14 protein-coding genes are annotated in these 13,869 nt (G+C 67.1%); 8 read left to right on the forward strand and 6 right to left on the reverse strand.

Annotation, left to right across the window (positions count from 1 at the left end):
- Positions 1 to 9 precede the first annotated feature (9 nt).
- Positions 10 to 429: a hypothetical protein gene (locus AC1ROX_RS03335; protein WP_493122344.1), complete on the reverse strand. Its 420-nt coding sequence runs from the start codon at positions 427 to 429 to the stop codon at positions 10 to 12.
- Between the two features lie 109 nt (positions 430 to 538).
- On the opposite strand from AC1ROX_RS03335, the gene AC1ROX_RS03340 reads away from it, so the two are divergent.
- Positions 539 to 1,381 carry a helix-turn-helix domain-containing protein gene (locus AC1ROX_RS03340; protein ID WP_493122346.1) on the forward strand — a complete coding sequence of 281 codons (843 nt, stop codon included), beginning with the start codon at positions 539 to 541 and terminating at the stop codon, positions 1,379 to 1,381.
- A gap of 135 nt (positions 1,382 to 1,516) precedes the next feature.
- Here the strand turns inward: AC1ROX_RS03340 and AC1ROX_RS03345 are convergent, their stop codons facing one another.
- Together AC1ROX_RS03345 and AC1ROX_RS03350 are read right to left on the reverse strand one after the other, a co-directional pair.
- Complete coding sequence (locus AC1ROX_RS03345) at positions 1,517 to 2,374, reverse strand: aldose 1-epimerase family protein (protein WP_493122348.1); 858 nt, start codon at positions 2,372 to 2,374, stop codon at positions 1,517 to 1,519.
- A gap of 9 nt (positions 2,375 to 2,383) precedes the next feature.
- On the reverse strand, positions 2,384 to 4,048 hold the full coding sequence (locus tag AC1ROX_RS03350) for a SulP family inorganic anion transporter (RefSeq protein ID WP_493122350.1): 1,665 nt from the start codon (positions 4,046 to 4,048) through the stop codon (positions 2,384 to 2,386).
- 186 nt (positions 4,049 to 4,234) lie between these two features.
- Here AC1ROX_RS03350 and AC1ROX_RS03355 point away from each other — a divergent pair, with 186 nt between their 5' ends.
- The 3 genes from AC1ROX_RS03355 (at position 4,235) to AC1ROX_RS03365 (ending at position 7,141) form a co-directional block, all read left to right on the forward strand.
- On the forward strand, positions 4,235 to 5,224 hold the full coding sequence (locus AC1ROX_RS03355; RefSeq protein WP_493122352.1) for a TRAP transporter substrate-binding protein: 990 nt from the start codon (positions 4,235 to 4,237) through the stop codon (positions 5,222 to 5,224).
- Positions 5,225 to 5,306: 82 nt separating this feature from the next.
- Entirely contained in the window at positions 5,307 to 5,825 is a 519-nt protein-coding gene (locus tag AC1ROX_RS03360) for a TRAP transporter small permease (protein ID WP_493122354.1), read from the forward strand.
- On the forward strand, positions 5,822 to 7,141 hold the full coding sequence (locus tag AC1ROX_RS03365; protein ID WP_493122356.1) for a TRAP transporter large permease: 1,320 nt from the start codon (positions 5,822 to 5,824) through the stop codon (positions 7,139 to 7,141). The genes AC1ROX_RS03360 and AC1ROX_RS03365 overlap by 4 nt, the downstream gene beginning before the upstream one ends.
- Before the next feature lie 10 nt (positions 7,142 to 7,151).
- On the opposite strand, the gene AC1ROX_RS03370 is transcribed toward AC1ROX_RS03365, so the two are convergent.
- Entirely contained in the window at positions 7,152 to 8,675 is a 1,524-nt protein-coding gene (locus tag AC1ROX_RS03370; RefSeq protein WP_493122358.1) for an alpha/beta fold hydrolase, read from the reverse strand.
- A 106-nt stretch (positions 8,676 to 8,781) separates the two neighbouring features.
- Between AC1ROX_RS03370 and AC1ROX_RS03375 the strand changes: the two genes are divergently transcribed.
- Together AC1ROX_RS03375 and AC1ROX_RS03380 are read left to right on the forward strand one after the other, a co-directional pair.
- Positions 8,782 to 10,035 (forward strand): MFS transporter, encoded by a 1,254-nt coding sequence (locus AC1ROX_RS03375; RefSeq protein ID WP_493122360.1) that lies wholly within the window; start codon positions 8,782 to 8,784, stop codon positions 10,033 to 10,035.
- Complete coding sequence (locus tag AC1ROX_RS03380) at positions 10,032 to 10,169, forward strand: hypothetical protein (protein ID WP_493122362.1); 138 nt, start codon at positions 10,032 to 10,034, stop codon at positions 10,167 to 10,169. The genes AC1ROX_RS03375 and AC1ROX_RS03380 overlap by 4 nt, the downstream gene beginning before the upstream one ends.
- 52 nt (positions 10,170 to 10,221) lie before the next feature.
- Here AC1ROX_RS03380 and hslU read toward each other — a convergent pair whose 3' ends face one another.
- Positions 10,222 to 11,532 carry an ATP-dependent protease ATPase subunit HslU gene (gene hslU, locus AC1ROX_RS03385; RefSeq protein ID WP_493122364.1) on the reverse strand — a complete coding sequence of 437 codons (1,311 nt, stop codon included), beginning with the start codon at positions 11,530 to 11,532 and terminating at the stop codon, positions 10,222 to 10,224.
- Between the two features lie 15 nt (positions 11,533 to 11,547).
- Positions 11,548 to 12,111 carry an ATP-dependent protease subunit HslV gene (gene hslV / locus AC1ROX_RS03390; RefSeq protein WP_493122366.1) on the reverse strand — a complete coding sequence of 188 codons (564 nt, stop codon included), beginning with the start codon at positions 12,109 to 12,111 and terminating at the stop codon, positions 11,548 to 11,550.
- A 78-nt stretch (positions 12,112 to 12,189) separates the two neighbouring features.
- On the opposite strand from hslV, the gene AC1ROX_RS03395 reads away from it, so the two are divergent.
- A complete protein-coding gene (locus AC1ROX_RS03395) occupies positions 12,190 to 13,449 on the forward strand; it encodes an NAD(P)/FAD-dependent oxidoreductase (protein WP_493122368.1) in 1,260 nt (419 codons plus the stop codon).
- Positions 13,446 to 13,856: a GFA family protein gene (locus AC1ROX_RS03400; RefSeq protein ID WP_493122370.1), complete on the forward strand. Its 411-nt coding sequence runs from the start codon at positions 13,446 to 13,448 to the stop codon at positions 13,854 to 13,856. The genes AC1ROX_RS03395 and AC1ROX_RS03400 overlap by 4 nt, the downstream gene beginning before the upstream one ends.
- Positions 13,857 to 13,869: the final 13 nt, after the last annotated feature.

Raw genomic sequence — 13,869 nt, forward strand, 5'->3', positions numbered from 1 at the left:
GAGGCCGTCCTAGTTCGCGGCGCTCATCTTGCGCAGGCCGAGATATTCCAGGATCACGAAGTCGGCCACGATCAGCGCGACGACGACGATGCCCGCGATGCCGGCCGTGGTCCACGAGGCCGGCAACGCCAGCACCAGCGCGCTGGCCGCCACCCAGGCGATGTCGGCGGCAAAGATGAAGCGGGCGAGACCGCGCGGTAGCTCGGTGCGCGAGGCGACCCAGGCGCAAAGCCCGCCGAAGGCCACGACGCCCACGCCCAGCAGCTCGAACAGGATGGCGAGATCGATGCCCGCCACGGATACCGGCGCATGCGCGGCCGAGCGGGCAAATGGCTCGGCGAAGGCCACCAGCATCGCGCCAGAGAGCACGGAAAAGACGGCGTTGCCCCACAGGGTGCGGCGGAGCAGGCGGTCGGATGAAGCAGTCATGTCGTCCTCCTTTGGTTTCGGACGACCCGGAAATCGCATCCGCGCGACCGTCTCTCAATTACGCGGCAGGTAATCGGCGGACCCGAGGGCCAGTGTTAGGCTTCCCTTCATGAGCACCCATCCCGCGTCCGCCCCCGCCACCCCGGTCGACACGTTCGGCCCCATGCTGCGCGCCTGGCGGCGTCGCCGCGGCGCCAGCCAGCTCTCGCTGGCGCTGCAGTCCGGCGTCTCGCAGCGCCACGTCAGCTTCCTCGAATCGGGCCGCGCCCGCCCCAGCCGCGAGATGGTGGTCCAGCTCTCGACCGCGCTCGACGTGCCGCTGCGCCAGCGCAACGAGATGCTGCTGGCCGCCGGCTTCGCGCCGGCCTATCGCGAGAGCAACCTCGCCTCGCCGGAGCTTGCGCCGGTGCGCCAGGCGATCGATTTCATGCTGAAGCAGCAGGAGCCCTATCCCGCTGTCGTGATCGACCGGCTGTGGAACCTGCTGCAGGCCAACGAGGCGGCCAATGCCTTCACCCTGTTCCTGTTCGAGGGCGCGCCGCCCCCGCCGCCACCGGGCAAGGCGCCGAACCTGCTGCGCTGGATCCTCGACCCGAAGGCGCTGCGCTCGCGGATCTCCAACTGGGAAGAGGTCGCGCGCTATCTCGTCTCGACGACCTATGCCGAGATCCTGGCGGCCGGCGGCGAGCCCAAGGCGCTGGCCTTCATCGAGGAGATCATGGCCTATCCCGACGTGCCGGCCTCGTTCCGCAAGCTGCGCTTCGAGGAGCGGCCGGCGCCGATGCTGACGGTCGACTATCTGGTGAGCGGCAAGGCGCTGTCGGTCTTCACCACCATCGCCACGCTGGGAACGCCGCAGGACATCACCCTGCAGGAAGTCCGCGTCGAATGCTTCTTCCCCGCCGACGACCGCAGCGACGCGCTGTTCAAGAGCCTGGCGGCGAAGCGGTAGACGCACTCATCTTTGCCGTCACACACCATTGTCATCCCGAGCATAGCGAGGGACCTTTCGGGTTACGGTAAAGGTCCCTCGCTATGCTCGGGATGACACCGGGTGGTTGGTGACCGACACGACTCACGAGCCGCGTCAGAGAACTTCGATACTCATCGCGAAGGTCTCGCTCGCACCTGGCGCGATCGCGACGATGCCGGGCTTGTCGGCCAGCTCGCCGTCGAAGCCTTCGGGGCTGGCATGGCCCTGCCACGGCTCGATGCAGACATAGAAGGCGCCGGGCTTGGTCCAGATGCCGAGATGGGGCATGCGCGGGAAGTCGACGCGCAGGGCATCGCCATAGATGACGCTGCGGCTCGCCAGCGAGTCCCAGACCAGTGCGCCCTCCTCGAACAGATCGTCGTGCAGCTGGAGGTGACGATCGCGCACCGGCGTCGGGAACTGCGCGGCGCTCAGCAGGCCGTCGATCGGCCGGCGGATCGGCGCCGGCTCATTCTTCTCGAAGACGATTTCGTGCGCCTCGCGAGGTTTGCCGTAAGGCAACGGCCAGCGCAGCGCCGGATGGAAGCCGAACGAGGCCGGCATGACCACGGCGTTGGTGTTCGTGACCTCGGCTTCCATGTGCAGTGTGGCCGCCTCGATCCGGTAGGTGACGTCGAGGCGGAACGCGAACGGATAGTGGCGACGCGTCGCGTCGCTCGAGTCGAGGCGCCAGGTGCAGGACGCCGCGTCGGACCGGTGCAAGGCGAAGGTCGAGGTGCGGGCGAAGCCGTGGCGGCCGATATCGTAGGCCTTTCCGGCGACGTTGAGCCGGTTGCCCTTCACCTCGCCGACGATGGGAAACAGGAGCGGCGAGCGGCCGTTCCAGACGGCGGGATTGCCGTCCCATAAAAGATCAGCGCCGGTGTTGTCCTGCAGGCGGACCAGCTCGGCGCCGGTGGCGGAGATTTCAGCGCTGAGCGCGGCGGTGGAGATCGTGACGGTATTGGCCATCAGGCCATCTTACAGAAGATGCGCCTCGCGCACGGCATGATCGACGGACGGCAGGTAGCGCACTTGCGGCCGGCCGGCGCCGGCCCGCAGCAGCAGGTGGCGGACCGACGGCGTGGCGCCGGTGACATAGACCCGGACGCCGTGGCGCAGCGCCTTGCGGCCGATGCCGGCGATGACGTTTGCCGCCGTCGAATCGATGAAGGGCACCGCGCTGAAGTCGATGATGAAGGCCTTGTGCTGGTCGGCGATGCGGTCGAGCGCGGCGCCCACCGTCGAGGCCGTGCCGAAGAAGAAGGCGCCGGACAGCCGGTAGACGATGACCTGCGGGTCGGTCACGAGGTCGGCCGCGAACGGCGCGCGCGTTGCCTGCGCCTCGATGCCGGCAGTGGCCGTCATGCGCTGCAGAAGCAGCACGACGCCCAGCGCCACGCCGACCACAATGCCTTCCGTCAGGTCGCGGAACACCGTGAGCAGGAAGGTCGAGAGCAGCACGACGGCATCGCCGCGCGAGGAGCGCAGCAGGGTCACGAACTCGTGCTTCTCGGCCATGTTCCAGGCGACCACGGCCAGCACGCCGGCCAGCGCCGCCAGCGGAATGTAGGCGGCGAGCGGCGCGGCCAGCAGCATGAAGGCGAGCAGGAAGGCCGAGTGCAGCATGCCGGCGACGGGCCCGCGCGCGCCGGCCCGCACGTTGGTGGCGGTGCGCGCGATGGTGCCGGTGGCGCAGATGCCGCCGAACAGGGCCGCCCCGATATTGGCCACGCCCTGGGCCACCAGCTCGCAGTTGGAGCGATGGCGGCGCCCCGTCATGCCGTCGGCCACGACGGCCGAGAGCAGCGATTCGATGGCGCCCAGCAGGGCGAAGGCGATGGCGTCCGGCAGCACCGCCAGCATCTTGTCCGGCGACAGGTCGGGCAGGCTGGGGGCGGGCAGCATGGAGGGGATGCCGCCGAAGCGGCTGCCGATCGTCTCGACCGGCAGGCCGAACGCGAAGGTCGCGAGCGAGGTGGCGACGACGGCGACCAGCATGCCGGGCCAGTGCGGCCGCAGCTTCCGCAGGCCGAGGATGAGGCCGATCGTGGTCACGGCCAGCGCCACGGCCGCGGCGTTCACGGTGCCGAACGCGCCCACCAGCACTTCGAGCTTGGCGGCGAACTCGCCCGGCTCCTTGCCGTCGAGGGTGAGGCCGAACAGATCCTTGATCTGGCTGGCGAAGATGATGACGGCGATGCCGGCCGTGAATCCCACCGTCACCGGATAAGGGATGAACTTCACGAAGGTGCCGAGGCGCAGGGCGCCGGCCGCCACCAGGAAGATTCCGGCCATCAGCGTGGCCAGCAGCATGCCCTCGATCCCATGTTTTGCGACGGTCGCGGCCACCAGCACGATGAAGGCGCCGGCGGGACCGCCCACCTGGAAACGGCTGCCGCCCAGCGCCGAGATCAGGAAGCCGCCGACGATGGCGGTGAACAGGCCGCGTTCCGGCGTCGTGCCGGAAGCGATGGCGATCGCCATGGAGAGCGGCAGCGCCACGATGGCCACGGTGAGCCCTGCCACGGCATCCGCCCGCAGCGAGGCCAGCCCGTAACCTTCGCGCAGCACCGAAACGAGCTTCGGGACGAAGGGTCCGTCGAAGCCCGTGGAAAGCGGCGAGGAAGGGATACCGAGAGACATTTCACTAAATATTTGTGTTATTATGATATCGAATAACGCCAGCAAACACAACCGACGCAATTTCCAGACCGAAAGACGGGAATCGGCTTGTTGTCTGACAACTCGGTCGCGCATCGACTGAATCCGATGCATAGTCCCTGCAGGGCCACGGTCGCAGAACCACAAACAGGGCCTCGGAGGAAACAGATGAAACGCAGACTGCTGATGGGCGGTATTGCCGCCTCGACTCTTGCTGCACCGTTCGTCGTGAAGGCGCAGGCGCCGCTGACCTTGAACGGCGCCGTCCAGTTCAACGACGACCACGCCTTCAACAAGACGCTGCTGAAGTTCGAAGAGCTGGTGAAGCAGTATTACGGCAAGCCGATCAACTTCGTGCTCCACCGCAATTCGTCGCTGGGCCTCGAGAAGCAGTATTTCGAGTACATGGCGCAGGGCAAGGCGGTCGACTACGGCATCGTCTCGCCGGCCCACATGTCGACCTTCTCGAAGGCAGCGCCGTTCATCGACGCGCCCTTCCTGTTCAAGGACCTGGCGCAGTGGAACAAGGTGCTCGACCTCGACCTGCTGAAGCCGGTCGCGGACGAGATCGCGCAGAAGGCCGATGTCATGCTGATCGGCTATGCCGGCGGCGGCGTGCGCAACATCTTCGTCAACAAGCCGGTGAGCAACCTCGCGGAGATCAAGGGCCTCAAGGTCCGCGTCCAGGGCGCGCCCATCTGGTCCAAGACCTTCGCCGCCGCCGGCATGTCGCCGACCGTCATCGCCTACAACGAGATCTACAACGCCATCCAGAACAACGTGATCTCGGCTGGCGAGAACGAGGCCGCCGGCGTCGAGACGATGAAGTTCTACGAGGTGGCGCCCAATCTCGCGATGACCGAGCACGCCATCACCATCCGGCCGGTCTGCTTCTCCTCCAAGACCTTCAAGGGCCTTCCGAAGGACCTGCAGGACGCGGTGGTCAAGGCCGGCAAGGAAGCCGGTGCCTATGGCCGTCAGGTCGAGAGCTCGGAAGACGCGCAGAAGCTCGATGCTCTCGAGAAGGCCGGCAAGCTGAAGCGCATCCCGTTCAAGGACCGCGCCGAGATGAAGAAGCTCGTCGATCCGGTGATGGCGGCCTACGCCAAGGAAATCGGCGCCGACGGCATCTTCACGAAGATCGTCGCCACCAACTGACATCGGAAACGCAGCGGAGCCGGACGCTCCGCCGCGCCCCTCTGCCGGCTTCGCCGGGCGTTTCCTCCTGAACGGATTCCCGATGCCCTCCTCAGTTTCTGCGCCGCCGCCCAGTCTCTGGCGCCGGTTCACGGCCGCTTACGCTCAATTCCTGACCGGCCTCCTCGCCTTCTCCGTCGCCGTCATCGTCATCCCCGTCACCCTGCAGATGGTGTCGCGCTACACCGACCTGATCCCGGCCTATATCTGGACCGAGGAGATGGCGCGCTTCCTGTTCATCTGGATGATCATGATCGGCGCCATGATCGGCGTCCGCGAGGCCTCGCACTTCGAGGTCGATGTCTGGCCGACCCTGTCGCGTCGCGGCGAGGCGGCCGTCCGTATCGCCGCGCGCCTCGGCATCCTGGCCTTCGCCATCGTGTTCCTGGTCGGCGGCATCGAGTTCACGCGCTTCGCCTGGTACCGCACCTCCGAGCTGGCCGACCTGCCGCTCTGGATGATCCACATCGCCTGGCCCGTCGCTGCCGTCACCTGGATCGTCTTCCTGGGCGAGCAGTTCTACGACGAGACGCGCATCCTGCTGGGAAGGAGCGCGACATGAGCGGCTCCCTCTTCACCGCCGGCGAGGCCGCCTCGATCCTGTTCGGCTGCTTCTTCGTGCTGCTGGTGCTGCGCGTGCCGGTGGCCTTCGCGCTCGGCCTCGCCTGCCTGCCGCTCTTCTATCTCGAGCCGCGGCTCGGGACGATGATGCTCGCGCAGGAAACCTTCAATGCCTACAACTCCTTCATCCTGCTCGCCGTGCCGTTCTTCCTGCTGACGGCGAACCTGATGAGCGTGGGCGGCATCACCGACCGGCTGGTGGCCCTATCGAGAGCCATCGTCGGCAGCTTCCCAGGCTCGCTGGCCCAGATCAACGTCGTGCTCTCGGTGTTCTTCGCCGGCATCTCCGGCTCCTCGACCGCCGACGCCGCCAGCCAGAGCAAGATCTTCATCGATGCCCAGACCAAGGAGGGCTACGACCTCTCCTTCTCGATCGCCATCACCGCCGTCTCCGCCGTGCTGGCCGTCGTGATTCCGCCCTCGATCCTGATGATCGTGTGGGGCGGGCTGATCTCGACCTCGATCGGTGCGCTCTATCTCGCCGGTGTGGTGCCGGGCCTGCTGATCGCCGGCGCGCAGATGGCCACCGTGCATGTCTATGCCGTGAAGCGCGGCTATCCGACCTATCCGCGCCAGGGTTTCCGCCAGCTCCTCTGCTCGATCTGGGTCTCGATCCCGGCGCTGATGACACCCGTCATCATCGTCGGCGGCATTCTCGCCGGCTGGTTCACGGCGACGGAATCGGCTTGCGTCGCGGTGCTCTACTCGGCGGTGCTGTCGATCGTGGTCTATCGCGAGATGGGCCCGAAGGAGCTGTACAGGGCGCTGGTCGACACCGGCAAGCTCGCCTCGGTGGCGCTGTTCTGCATCGGCACCGCCTCGGCCTTCGGATGGCTGCTGGCCTACTACAAGATCCCGCAGGAGCTGCTGGCCAACGTCACGACTTGGGGCATGGGACCGATCGGCGTCGGCTTCTTCATCGCCTTCGTGTTCCTGGTGGTGGGCTGCTTCCTCGACGCCATTCCGGCGATCATCATCGTCGGCACGGTGCTGGAGCCGCTCGCCAAGTCGGTGTCGATGGACCCGGTCCACTTCGCGATCGTCTCGATCGTGTCGCTGGCCTTCGGGTTGGTGACACCGCCCTACGGGCTCTGCCTCATGATCTCCTGCGCCGTCGCCGGCGTCCCGTTACGCTTCGCCCTCAAGGACACGCTGATCATGCTGGTGCCGATGATCGTGGTGCTGGCGGCGATGATCGTGTGGCCCGACATCGCCCTCTTCCTGCCGCGTCTCATCGCGCCGGAGCTGTTGAAGTAGGGATCCTTCATCAAGGCATATTCCGCACACGTTCCCAGGCAGCGGTGAAGTTCGGGGCCGTGTCGGGACGACAGGGCAGCGCGCGCTTGGGGTTCGGGTCTTCGATGAAGGCGTCGCGCAGGCGGGCCGCGCAGGCGTCCTGCACGACGACGCCGTGGCCCTGGGCGCGGAAGACGACGTTGCGCGAGGACGAGAGCGTCTTGGCGGCCTCGCGCGCCCATGAGGGCGGCGTCAGCCAGTCGTAGCCGCCGCTCAGCAACAGGGTCGGCACCTCGGACTTCACCGGCTGGCGTTCGGCGGCGGGCGCGGCCGTGACGCGCCACACCGGGCAGAAGACGGGTGACTTGCTCGACTTCGCGCTCAGCCCGTAGACGCCGTTGCTCTCGATCGCCTTGCGCCGCGCCGTGCGGTCGACCATCGGCCAGGTCTCGCGGCATTCGATGCTGTTGTAGAGCCCGTCGAACTGCTGGGCGTTCTGCTCCAGCAGGCCGCCATCGTTGGTCTCGAGATCCTCGGCGTAGAGCTTGAGCAGCCGCAGGTCGCCGCGCCGCGCCGCCGCCACCGTCTCGGGGATCGAGCCGACCTCGCCCTCGCGCATCATGTTGAGCAGCACCATCAGCACCTGGGTGCCGTCGAGCTGGACCGGGTGCGGCCCGTCCTCCAGGGTGAGCGCGAGTTCGATTGGCGTGCGCTCGGCCGCGTCGATCAGGCCCTCGACGGCGGCGCGCAGCTCGGGATGGCGTTGGCGGCAGACCGAATCGGCGGCGCAGTCGCCGTAGAGCTGCTCGAAGGCGCGGCGCACGATCTCGGGCTCGTTCTGCTCGCCGTTGACCTGGGGCGGATAAACCCCGTCTAGCACCGCCGCCCGCACCAGGTCGGGATGGCGGCGCATCACTTCCAGCGCCCAGCGGGTGCCGTAGGACACGCCGTAGATGTTGATCTTGCTCTGGCCCAGCGCCGCCGCGAGGTCGGCCACGTCGTCGGCCAGCGCCGGCGTCGTGTACATGGCGAGATCGATCTTGCGGCGATCGAGCCCGGACCGGCAGCGCACCAAGATCTCCCGCTCCTGCTGCTCGGTGACGGCGCGGCGCCGGGCCTTGGCCGGGTCCGAGGTGCGGGTGTCGAAGCAATCGAGGTTGGGCGACGAGCCGCCGGCACCGCGCTGGCTCAGGATAACGACGTCGCGGCGGCGGCGGATGGCGGCCGTCTCGTTCCACCAGTCGCCCTCGCTCAGCGCGTCCGCCCCCGGCGTCGAGGCGACCAGCGGCGAATCGCCGGGACCGCCCGAGAGATAGATCATCGGCTCGACGCCGGCCGTGCGCTTGGCCTTGAGGATGGCCACCTTGAGCTTGATCTCGCGGCCCTGCGGCTGCTCGCGGTTCTCCGGCACGGTCAGGACGAAACACTCGACCCGGTCGCCCTTGGGCGGCTTGAAGCTGCAGCGCTCCTTTTCAAGCCGCGGCACCGCCGCCGCGCTTCCTGCCAAAACCAGCAGGAAAGCTGCCAAACCGCACAGGAACCGCAAACGCGCCATGGATAGGTTCTGCCACATCGAAGCTTGTGACGGCATGAAGTAATTCTATGGAAACCATAAGGCGGTACGTCTTGCCAGCTCCGCCACACCGCCTCAGGTTGCGACCATGACCCAACGCTCCTATTGGACCGCCGTCTGGTGCGGCTTCCTCGTCCTCACCATCGGCCTTGGCGTTCGCCAGAGCTTCGGCATCTTCCTGAAGCCGATCTCGGCCGAGCTCCATGTCGGCCGCGAACTCTTCTCCTTCGGCACGGCGCTGTCGATGCTGCTGATGGGGGTCATCGCGCCCTTCTCGGGCCGCCTCGCCGACCGGTTCGGCTCGGCCCCGACCATCGCGGGCGGTGGCGCGGTCTATGTGCTGGGCATGATCGTCACCGCCACGATGCACGACGGCTTCATGCTGATCGTGGGCAACGTGCTGGTCGGCATCGGCCTCTCGGCGGCGACCTTCGGGCCGGTGCTGGGCGTGATCCTGCGCGTGGCCCCGCCGGCCAAGCAGGCGCTGGCGGTGGGTATCTGTTCGGCCGGCGGCTCGTTCGGCCAGTTCTTCATCGTGCCGCTGGCGGCCGTGCTGCAGAACTATTTCGGCGACTGGCGCCCCACCATGTGGGCGCTGACCATCCTGGCCGTGCTGATCATGGTGCTGCCGATCGGCCTCAACGACCGCAAGGAAATCGCGGCCTCCCGCAAGGTGAGCGGCGGCCGCCAGACGGCCGGCGAGGCGATGTCCGAGGCCTTCGCCCAGCGCAGCTACGTGCTGCTGGTGGTCGGCTATTTCGTCTGCGGCTTCCACGTCGCCTTCGTCGGCGGCCACCTGCCGGCCTATATCTCCGACAAGGGGATCGGCCTGTCGCTGTTCGGGATCCAGCTCTCGCCGGCCGAGCTCGGCGGTTGGGCGATCGGCATGGTCGGTCTCTTCAACATCGCCGGTGCCATCCTGTGGAGCTCGATGGGCAACCGGTTCAAGCGCAAGAACCTGCTGTCGCTGCTCTACCTGCTGCGCTCGCTGGTCTTCCTGGGCTTCGTGCTGGCGCCGCTTTCGGCCGCCTCGGTGCTGATCTTCGCCGGCGCCCTGGGCTTCTTGTGGCTGGGCACCGTGCCGCTCACCACCTCGCTGGTCGGCTATATCTTCGGGCCGGTGCACGTCACCATGCTGAACGGCTTCGTCTTCATGGGCCACCAGATCGGCAGCTTCTTCGGCGGCTGGGGCGGCGGGCGCTTGTTCGACCTCCAAGGCAACTACGACATGATGTGGTGGATCTCGATCGCGCTGGGTCTGGTGTCGGCAGCGCTGCACTATCCGATCGTCGAGGAGCGGCTGATCCGTCCGGCGGCAATCCCGCAGCCGCAACCGGCATGACGACCGGCTGGCGCCCCGTGCTGCTGTGGGGACTGGCCAGCCTGGTCGTGGCCGCAACGGTCGTGTCGTTCATCCTGTGGGGCCTGAACGGCCCCGCCTATCTCGTCGACCTGATCGCGGCGTATTGCCTCTGATCAGGTCGTCGAAGACGTCATTGGAGCGCGCAACTCCAATGGATAAGCCCGTCTAAAGCACGAACTTCGAGAGATCCGCGTTCTTCGCCAGCTCGCTGACATGCGCGCGGACGTAAGCCGCGTCGATCTCCATCTTCGTGTTCGGCTTGTCCGAGGCGGTGAAGCTGATCTCCTCGAGGAGCTTCTCCATCACGGTGTGCAAGCGCCGCGCGCCGATATTCTCGACCGTCTCGTTGATGTCGGCCGACAGGCGCGCCAGTTCGTCGATCGCGTCGGGCGTGAAGTCGAGTTCGACCTTCTCGGTCGCCAGCAGCGCCTTGTACTGCTTGACCAGGCTGGCCTCGGGCTCGGTCAGGATGCGGCGGAAATCCTCCTGGCTGAGCGAGGCCAGGCTGACGCGGATCGGCAGGCGGCCCTGCAGTTCCGGCAGCATGTCCGACGGCTTGGCGAGGTGGAAGGCGCCGGAACAGATGAACAGGACATGGTCGGTCTTCACCGGCCCGTGCTTGGTGTTCACCGTCGTGCCCTCGATCAGCGGCAGCAGGTCGCGCTGCACACCCTCGCGGCTCACGTCGCCGCCGCCGCGGAATTCGCTGCGCGCCGTGATCTTGTCGATCTCGTCGATGAAGACGATGCCGTTCTGCTCGACCATCTCGCGCGCCTCGCGGACCACGCGCTCCTGGTCGAGAAGCTTGTCGCTCTCCTCGCGCATCAGGGTCTGGTGGCTCTCGGCCACGGTCATCTTGCGCTTCTTGGTGCGCCCGCCGAACGCCTTGCCCAGCATGTCGCCGATATTGATCATGCCGACCGACGCGCCCGGCTGGCCCGGCACCTCGAACTGCATGGGCCCGCCGGTGTCCGCGACATCGATCTCGATCTCGCGGTCGTTCAGCTCGCCGGCGCGCAGCTTGTGGCGGAAACGCAGCTTCGTCTCCTCGCTGGCATTGGCACCGCACAGCGCCTCGATGACGCGTTCCTCGGCGGCCAGCTCGGCCTTGGCCTTCACGTCCTTGCGCAGGCTCTCGCGCGCCATCTCGATGGCGGCTTCCATCAGGTCGCGCGCGATCTGCTCGACGTCGCGGCCGACATAACCGACCTCGGTGAACTTGGTCGCCTCGACCTTGAGGAACGGCGCGTTGGTGAGCTTGGCCAGGCGCCGCGCGATCTCGGTCTTGCCGACGCCGGTCGGGCCGATCATCAGGATGTTCTTGGGCAGCACCTCGTCGCGCAGCGAATCGGAGAGCTGCAGGCGGCGCCAGCGATTGCGCAGCGCAATGGCGACCGCGCGCTTGGCCTCCTGCTGGCCGATGATGTGCTTGTCGAGTTCGGAGACGATCTCGCGCGGGGAAAAGTCGTTGCTCATGGGGCTCATGGGATCTTAGAGCTTCTCTACGACGATGTTGTGGTTGGTGTAGACGCAAATGTCGGCGGCGATCTTCATCGACTTGCGGGCGATCGCCTCGGCATCGAGCCCGTCCACGTCGATCAGCGCCCGCGCGGCGGAGAGCGCGTAGTTGCCGCCCGAGCCGATGGCGATGATGCCGCCCTCGGGTTCCAGCACGTCGCCCGTTCCCGACAGGAGCAGCGACACGTCCTTGTCGGCCACCGCCATCAACGCCTCGAGCTTGCGCAGGTAGCGGTCGGTGCGCCAGTCCTTGGCGAGCTCGATCGCGGCGCGCAGGAGCTGGCCGGGATGGCGCTCCAGCTTGGCCTCGAGCCGCTCGAACAGGGTGAAGGCATCGGCCGTGGCGCCCGCGAAGCCCGCGATGATCTGGCCGTTGCCGATCCGGCGCACCTTCTTGGCGTTGCCCTTGACGATGGTCTGGCCCATCGAGACCTGGCCGTCGCCGGCCATGACGACCTGGCCGTCCTTGCGGACCGAGAGGATGGTCGTGGCATGCCAGCCGGGACCGGAGGAGCTGTCTGATTGTGCGGAGGACATGGGCCCCTAAATAGGCATTCACAGCGACAAATCAATCGCCGCCTCGGGCTCGCGCAGGCGCCGTGCTAACGTCACCTCATGAGCGAATCAGTCACCAGCGAACCCGTCATCGTCATTGGCGCCGGAATCGTGGGCGCCGCCACCGCCCGCGCCCTGCAACGCGCCGGCCACACCGTCACCCTGCTCGACAGCGCCGAGCCCGGCAACGCGACCTCCTTCGGCAATGCGGGCTTCCTGTCGGTCGACAGCCTGATCCCGCTGGCCCGCCCGGCCACCCTGAAGAAGGTGCCGCAGATGCTGATGGACCGGAACGGTCCGTTGACGGTGCATCCGCCCAGCCTGCCGTGGCTGCTGCCGTGGATGGCGCGTTTCGCGCTGGCCTCGCTCAGCCCGGCCGAGGTCGAGAAGGGCAAGGCGATGTTCAAGCCGCTGATGCTCGAGGCCGACATCGCCTGGAAGGCCGAGATCCAGGCCTCGGGCCTCGGCGAACTGTTCCGCACGCGCGGCGCGCTCTACGTCTACGAGAGCGAGGCCTCGTTCCAGGGCACCGACGAGATGCGCGGCCTGCAGTCGGGCAAGGGCACCGAGTTCGAGATCGTCGACGGCAACCGCGCGCGCGAGCTGGCGCCCGGCCTCAGCCGCACCATCGTGCGCGGCATCCACTATCCGACCGGCACGCACACGATCAATCCGCACAAGGTCGTGGCAACGCTGGTCGAACGCTTCACCGCCGAGGGCGGCACCGTCGTGCGCGGCCGTGTGCGCGGCTTCCGCCGCGACGGCAACCGCGTGACCGCGGTGCAGCTCACCGATTCCGACTTGCCGGCCAGCGCGGTGATGATCTCGGCCGGCCGCGCCTCGGGCGAGCTGACGCGCCTGCTGGGCTTCAATGCGCCCCTGGTCGCCGAGCGCGGCTATCATGTGATGATGGCGTCGGACAATGTGCAGTTCGATCTGCCAGTCAGCCCGCCCGACCGCGGCCTCTTCTTCACGCCGATGCAGGAAGGACTTCGCATCGCCGGCACGGTCGAGCTGGCCGCCCCGCACCAGCCGCCGTCGTGGCATCGCGCCGATCTCCTGAAGAAACATCTCAAGGACATCTTCCCCGATGTCGGCGGCATCGAGCAGAGCCGCTGGATCGGCGAGCGTCCCACGCTTCCCGATTATCGCCCCGCCATCGGCCGCGCGCCGCGCCTTGCCAATGTCTATTGCGGCTACGGCCACCAGCATCTCGGCCTGACGCTCGCCACCGTGACGGGCCGCCTGATCGCACGCCTGATGGAGGGCGAGCAATTGCCGGGTGCGCTGCAGGCCTGCGATCCCGGCCGCTTCGGATGACCGAACCAGCGACGCTGCATGGAAAGTGCCTGTGCGGCGCCGTGCAGTACGAGGTGAAGGATGCCTTCACCTATGCGCTGAACTGCCATTGCTCGAACTGCCGGCGCGCGACAGGTTCGGCATTCAAGCCGTTCGCCGGCATCAAACGCTCTGCATTGACCGTAACGCAAGGCGCCGATCGGCTAATGCTTTACGGCTCCAAGGAAAATCACGACGCGCACTGCGCCCGCTGCGGCTCAATGCTCTATTCGCTGGTGCGCGATGCCGCCTGGGTTCACGTCACCCTGGGCACCTTGATCGATCCGCCGACGATCCGGCCCAGCGCCCATATCTTCGTCGGCTCGAAGGCGCCGTGGTTCACCATCACCGACGACCTGCCGCAATACGAGGGGCACGTGACGGAGTAAGGCAAAGGTCCCT

The organism is Reyranella sp. GW821-FHT14A01 (assembly GCF_058803965.1).

Excerpts from the sequence above, each read along its gene's own strand:
- AC1ROX_RS03335 (WP_493122344.1), bottom strand. The coding sequence starts at position 429 with ATGACTGCTTCATCCGACCGCCTGCTCCGCCGCACCCTGTGGGGCAAC.
- AC1ROX_RS03340 (WP_493122346.1), top strand. The coding sequence starts at position 539 with ATGAGCACCCATCCCGCGTCCGCCCCCGCCACCCCGGTCGACACGTTC.
- AC1ROX_RS03345 (WP_493122348.1), bottom strand. The coding sequence starts at position 2,374 with ATGGCCAATACCGTCACGATCTCCACCGCCGCGCTCAGCGCTGAAATC.
- AC1ROX_RS03350 (WP_493122350.1), bottom strand. The coding sequence starts at position 4,048 with ATGTCTCTCGGTATCCCTTCCTCGCCGCTTTCCACGGGCTTCGACGGA.
- AC1ROX_RS03355 (WP_493122352.1), top strand. The coding sequence starts at position 4,235 with ATGAAACGCAGACTGCTGATGGGCGGTATTGCCGCCTCGACTCTTGCT.
- AC1ROX_RS03360 (WP_493122354.1), top strand. The coding sequence starts at position 5,307 with ATGCCCTCCTCAGTTTCTGCGCCGCCGCCCAGTCTCTGGCGCCGGTTC.
- AC1ROX_RS03365 (WP_493122356.1), top strand. The coding sequence starts at position 5,822 with ATGAGCGGCTCCCTCTTCACCGCCGGCGAGGCCGCCTCGATCCTGTTC.
- AC1ROX_RS03370 (WP_493122358.1), bottom strand. The coding sequence starts at position 8,675 with ATGGCGCGTTTGCGGTTCCTGTGCGGTTTGGCAGCTTTCCTGCTGGTT.
- AC1ROX_RS03375 (WP_493122360.1), top strand. The coding sequence starts at position 8,782 with ATGACCCAACGCTCCTATTGGACCGCCGTCTGGTGCGGCTTCCTCGTC.
- AC1ROX_RS03380 (WP_493122362.1), top strand. The coding sequence starts at position 10,032 with ATGACGACCGGCTGGCGCCCCGTGCTGCTGTGGGGACTGGCCAGCCTG.
- hslU (WP_493122364.1), bottom strand. The coding sequence starts at position 11,532 with ATGAGCAACGACTTTTCCCCGCGCGAGATCGTCTCCGAACTCGACAAG.
- hslV (WP_493122366.1), bottom strand. The coding sequence starts at position 12,111 with ATGTCCTCCGCACAATCAGACAGCTCCTCCGGTCCCGGCTGGCATGCC.
- AC1ROX_RS03395 (WP_493122368.1), top strand. The coding sequence starts at position 12,190 with ATGAGCGAATCAGTCACCAGCGAACCCGTCATCGTCATTGGCGCCGGA.
- AC1ROX_RS03400 (WP_493122370.1), top strand. The coding sequence starts at position 13,446 with ATGACCGAACCAGCGACGCTGCATGGAAAGTGCCTGTGCGGCGCCGTG.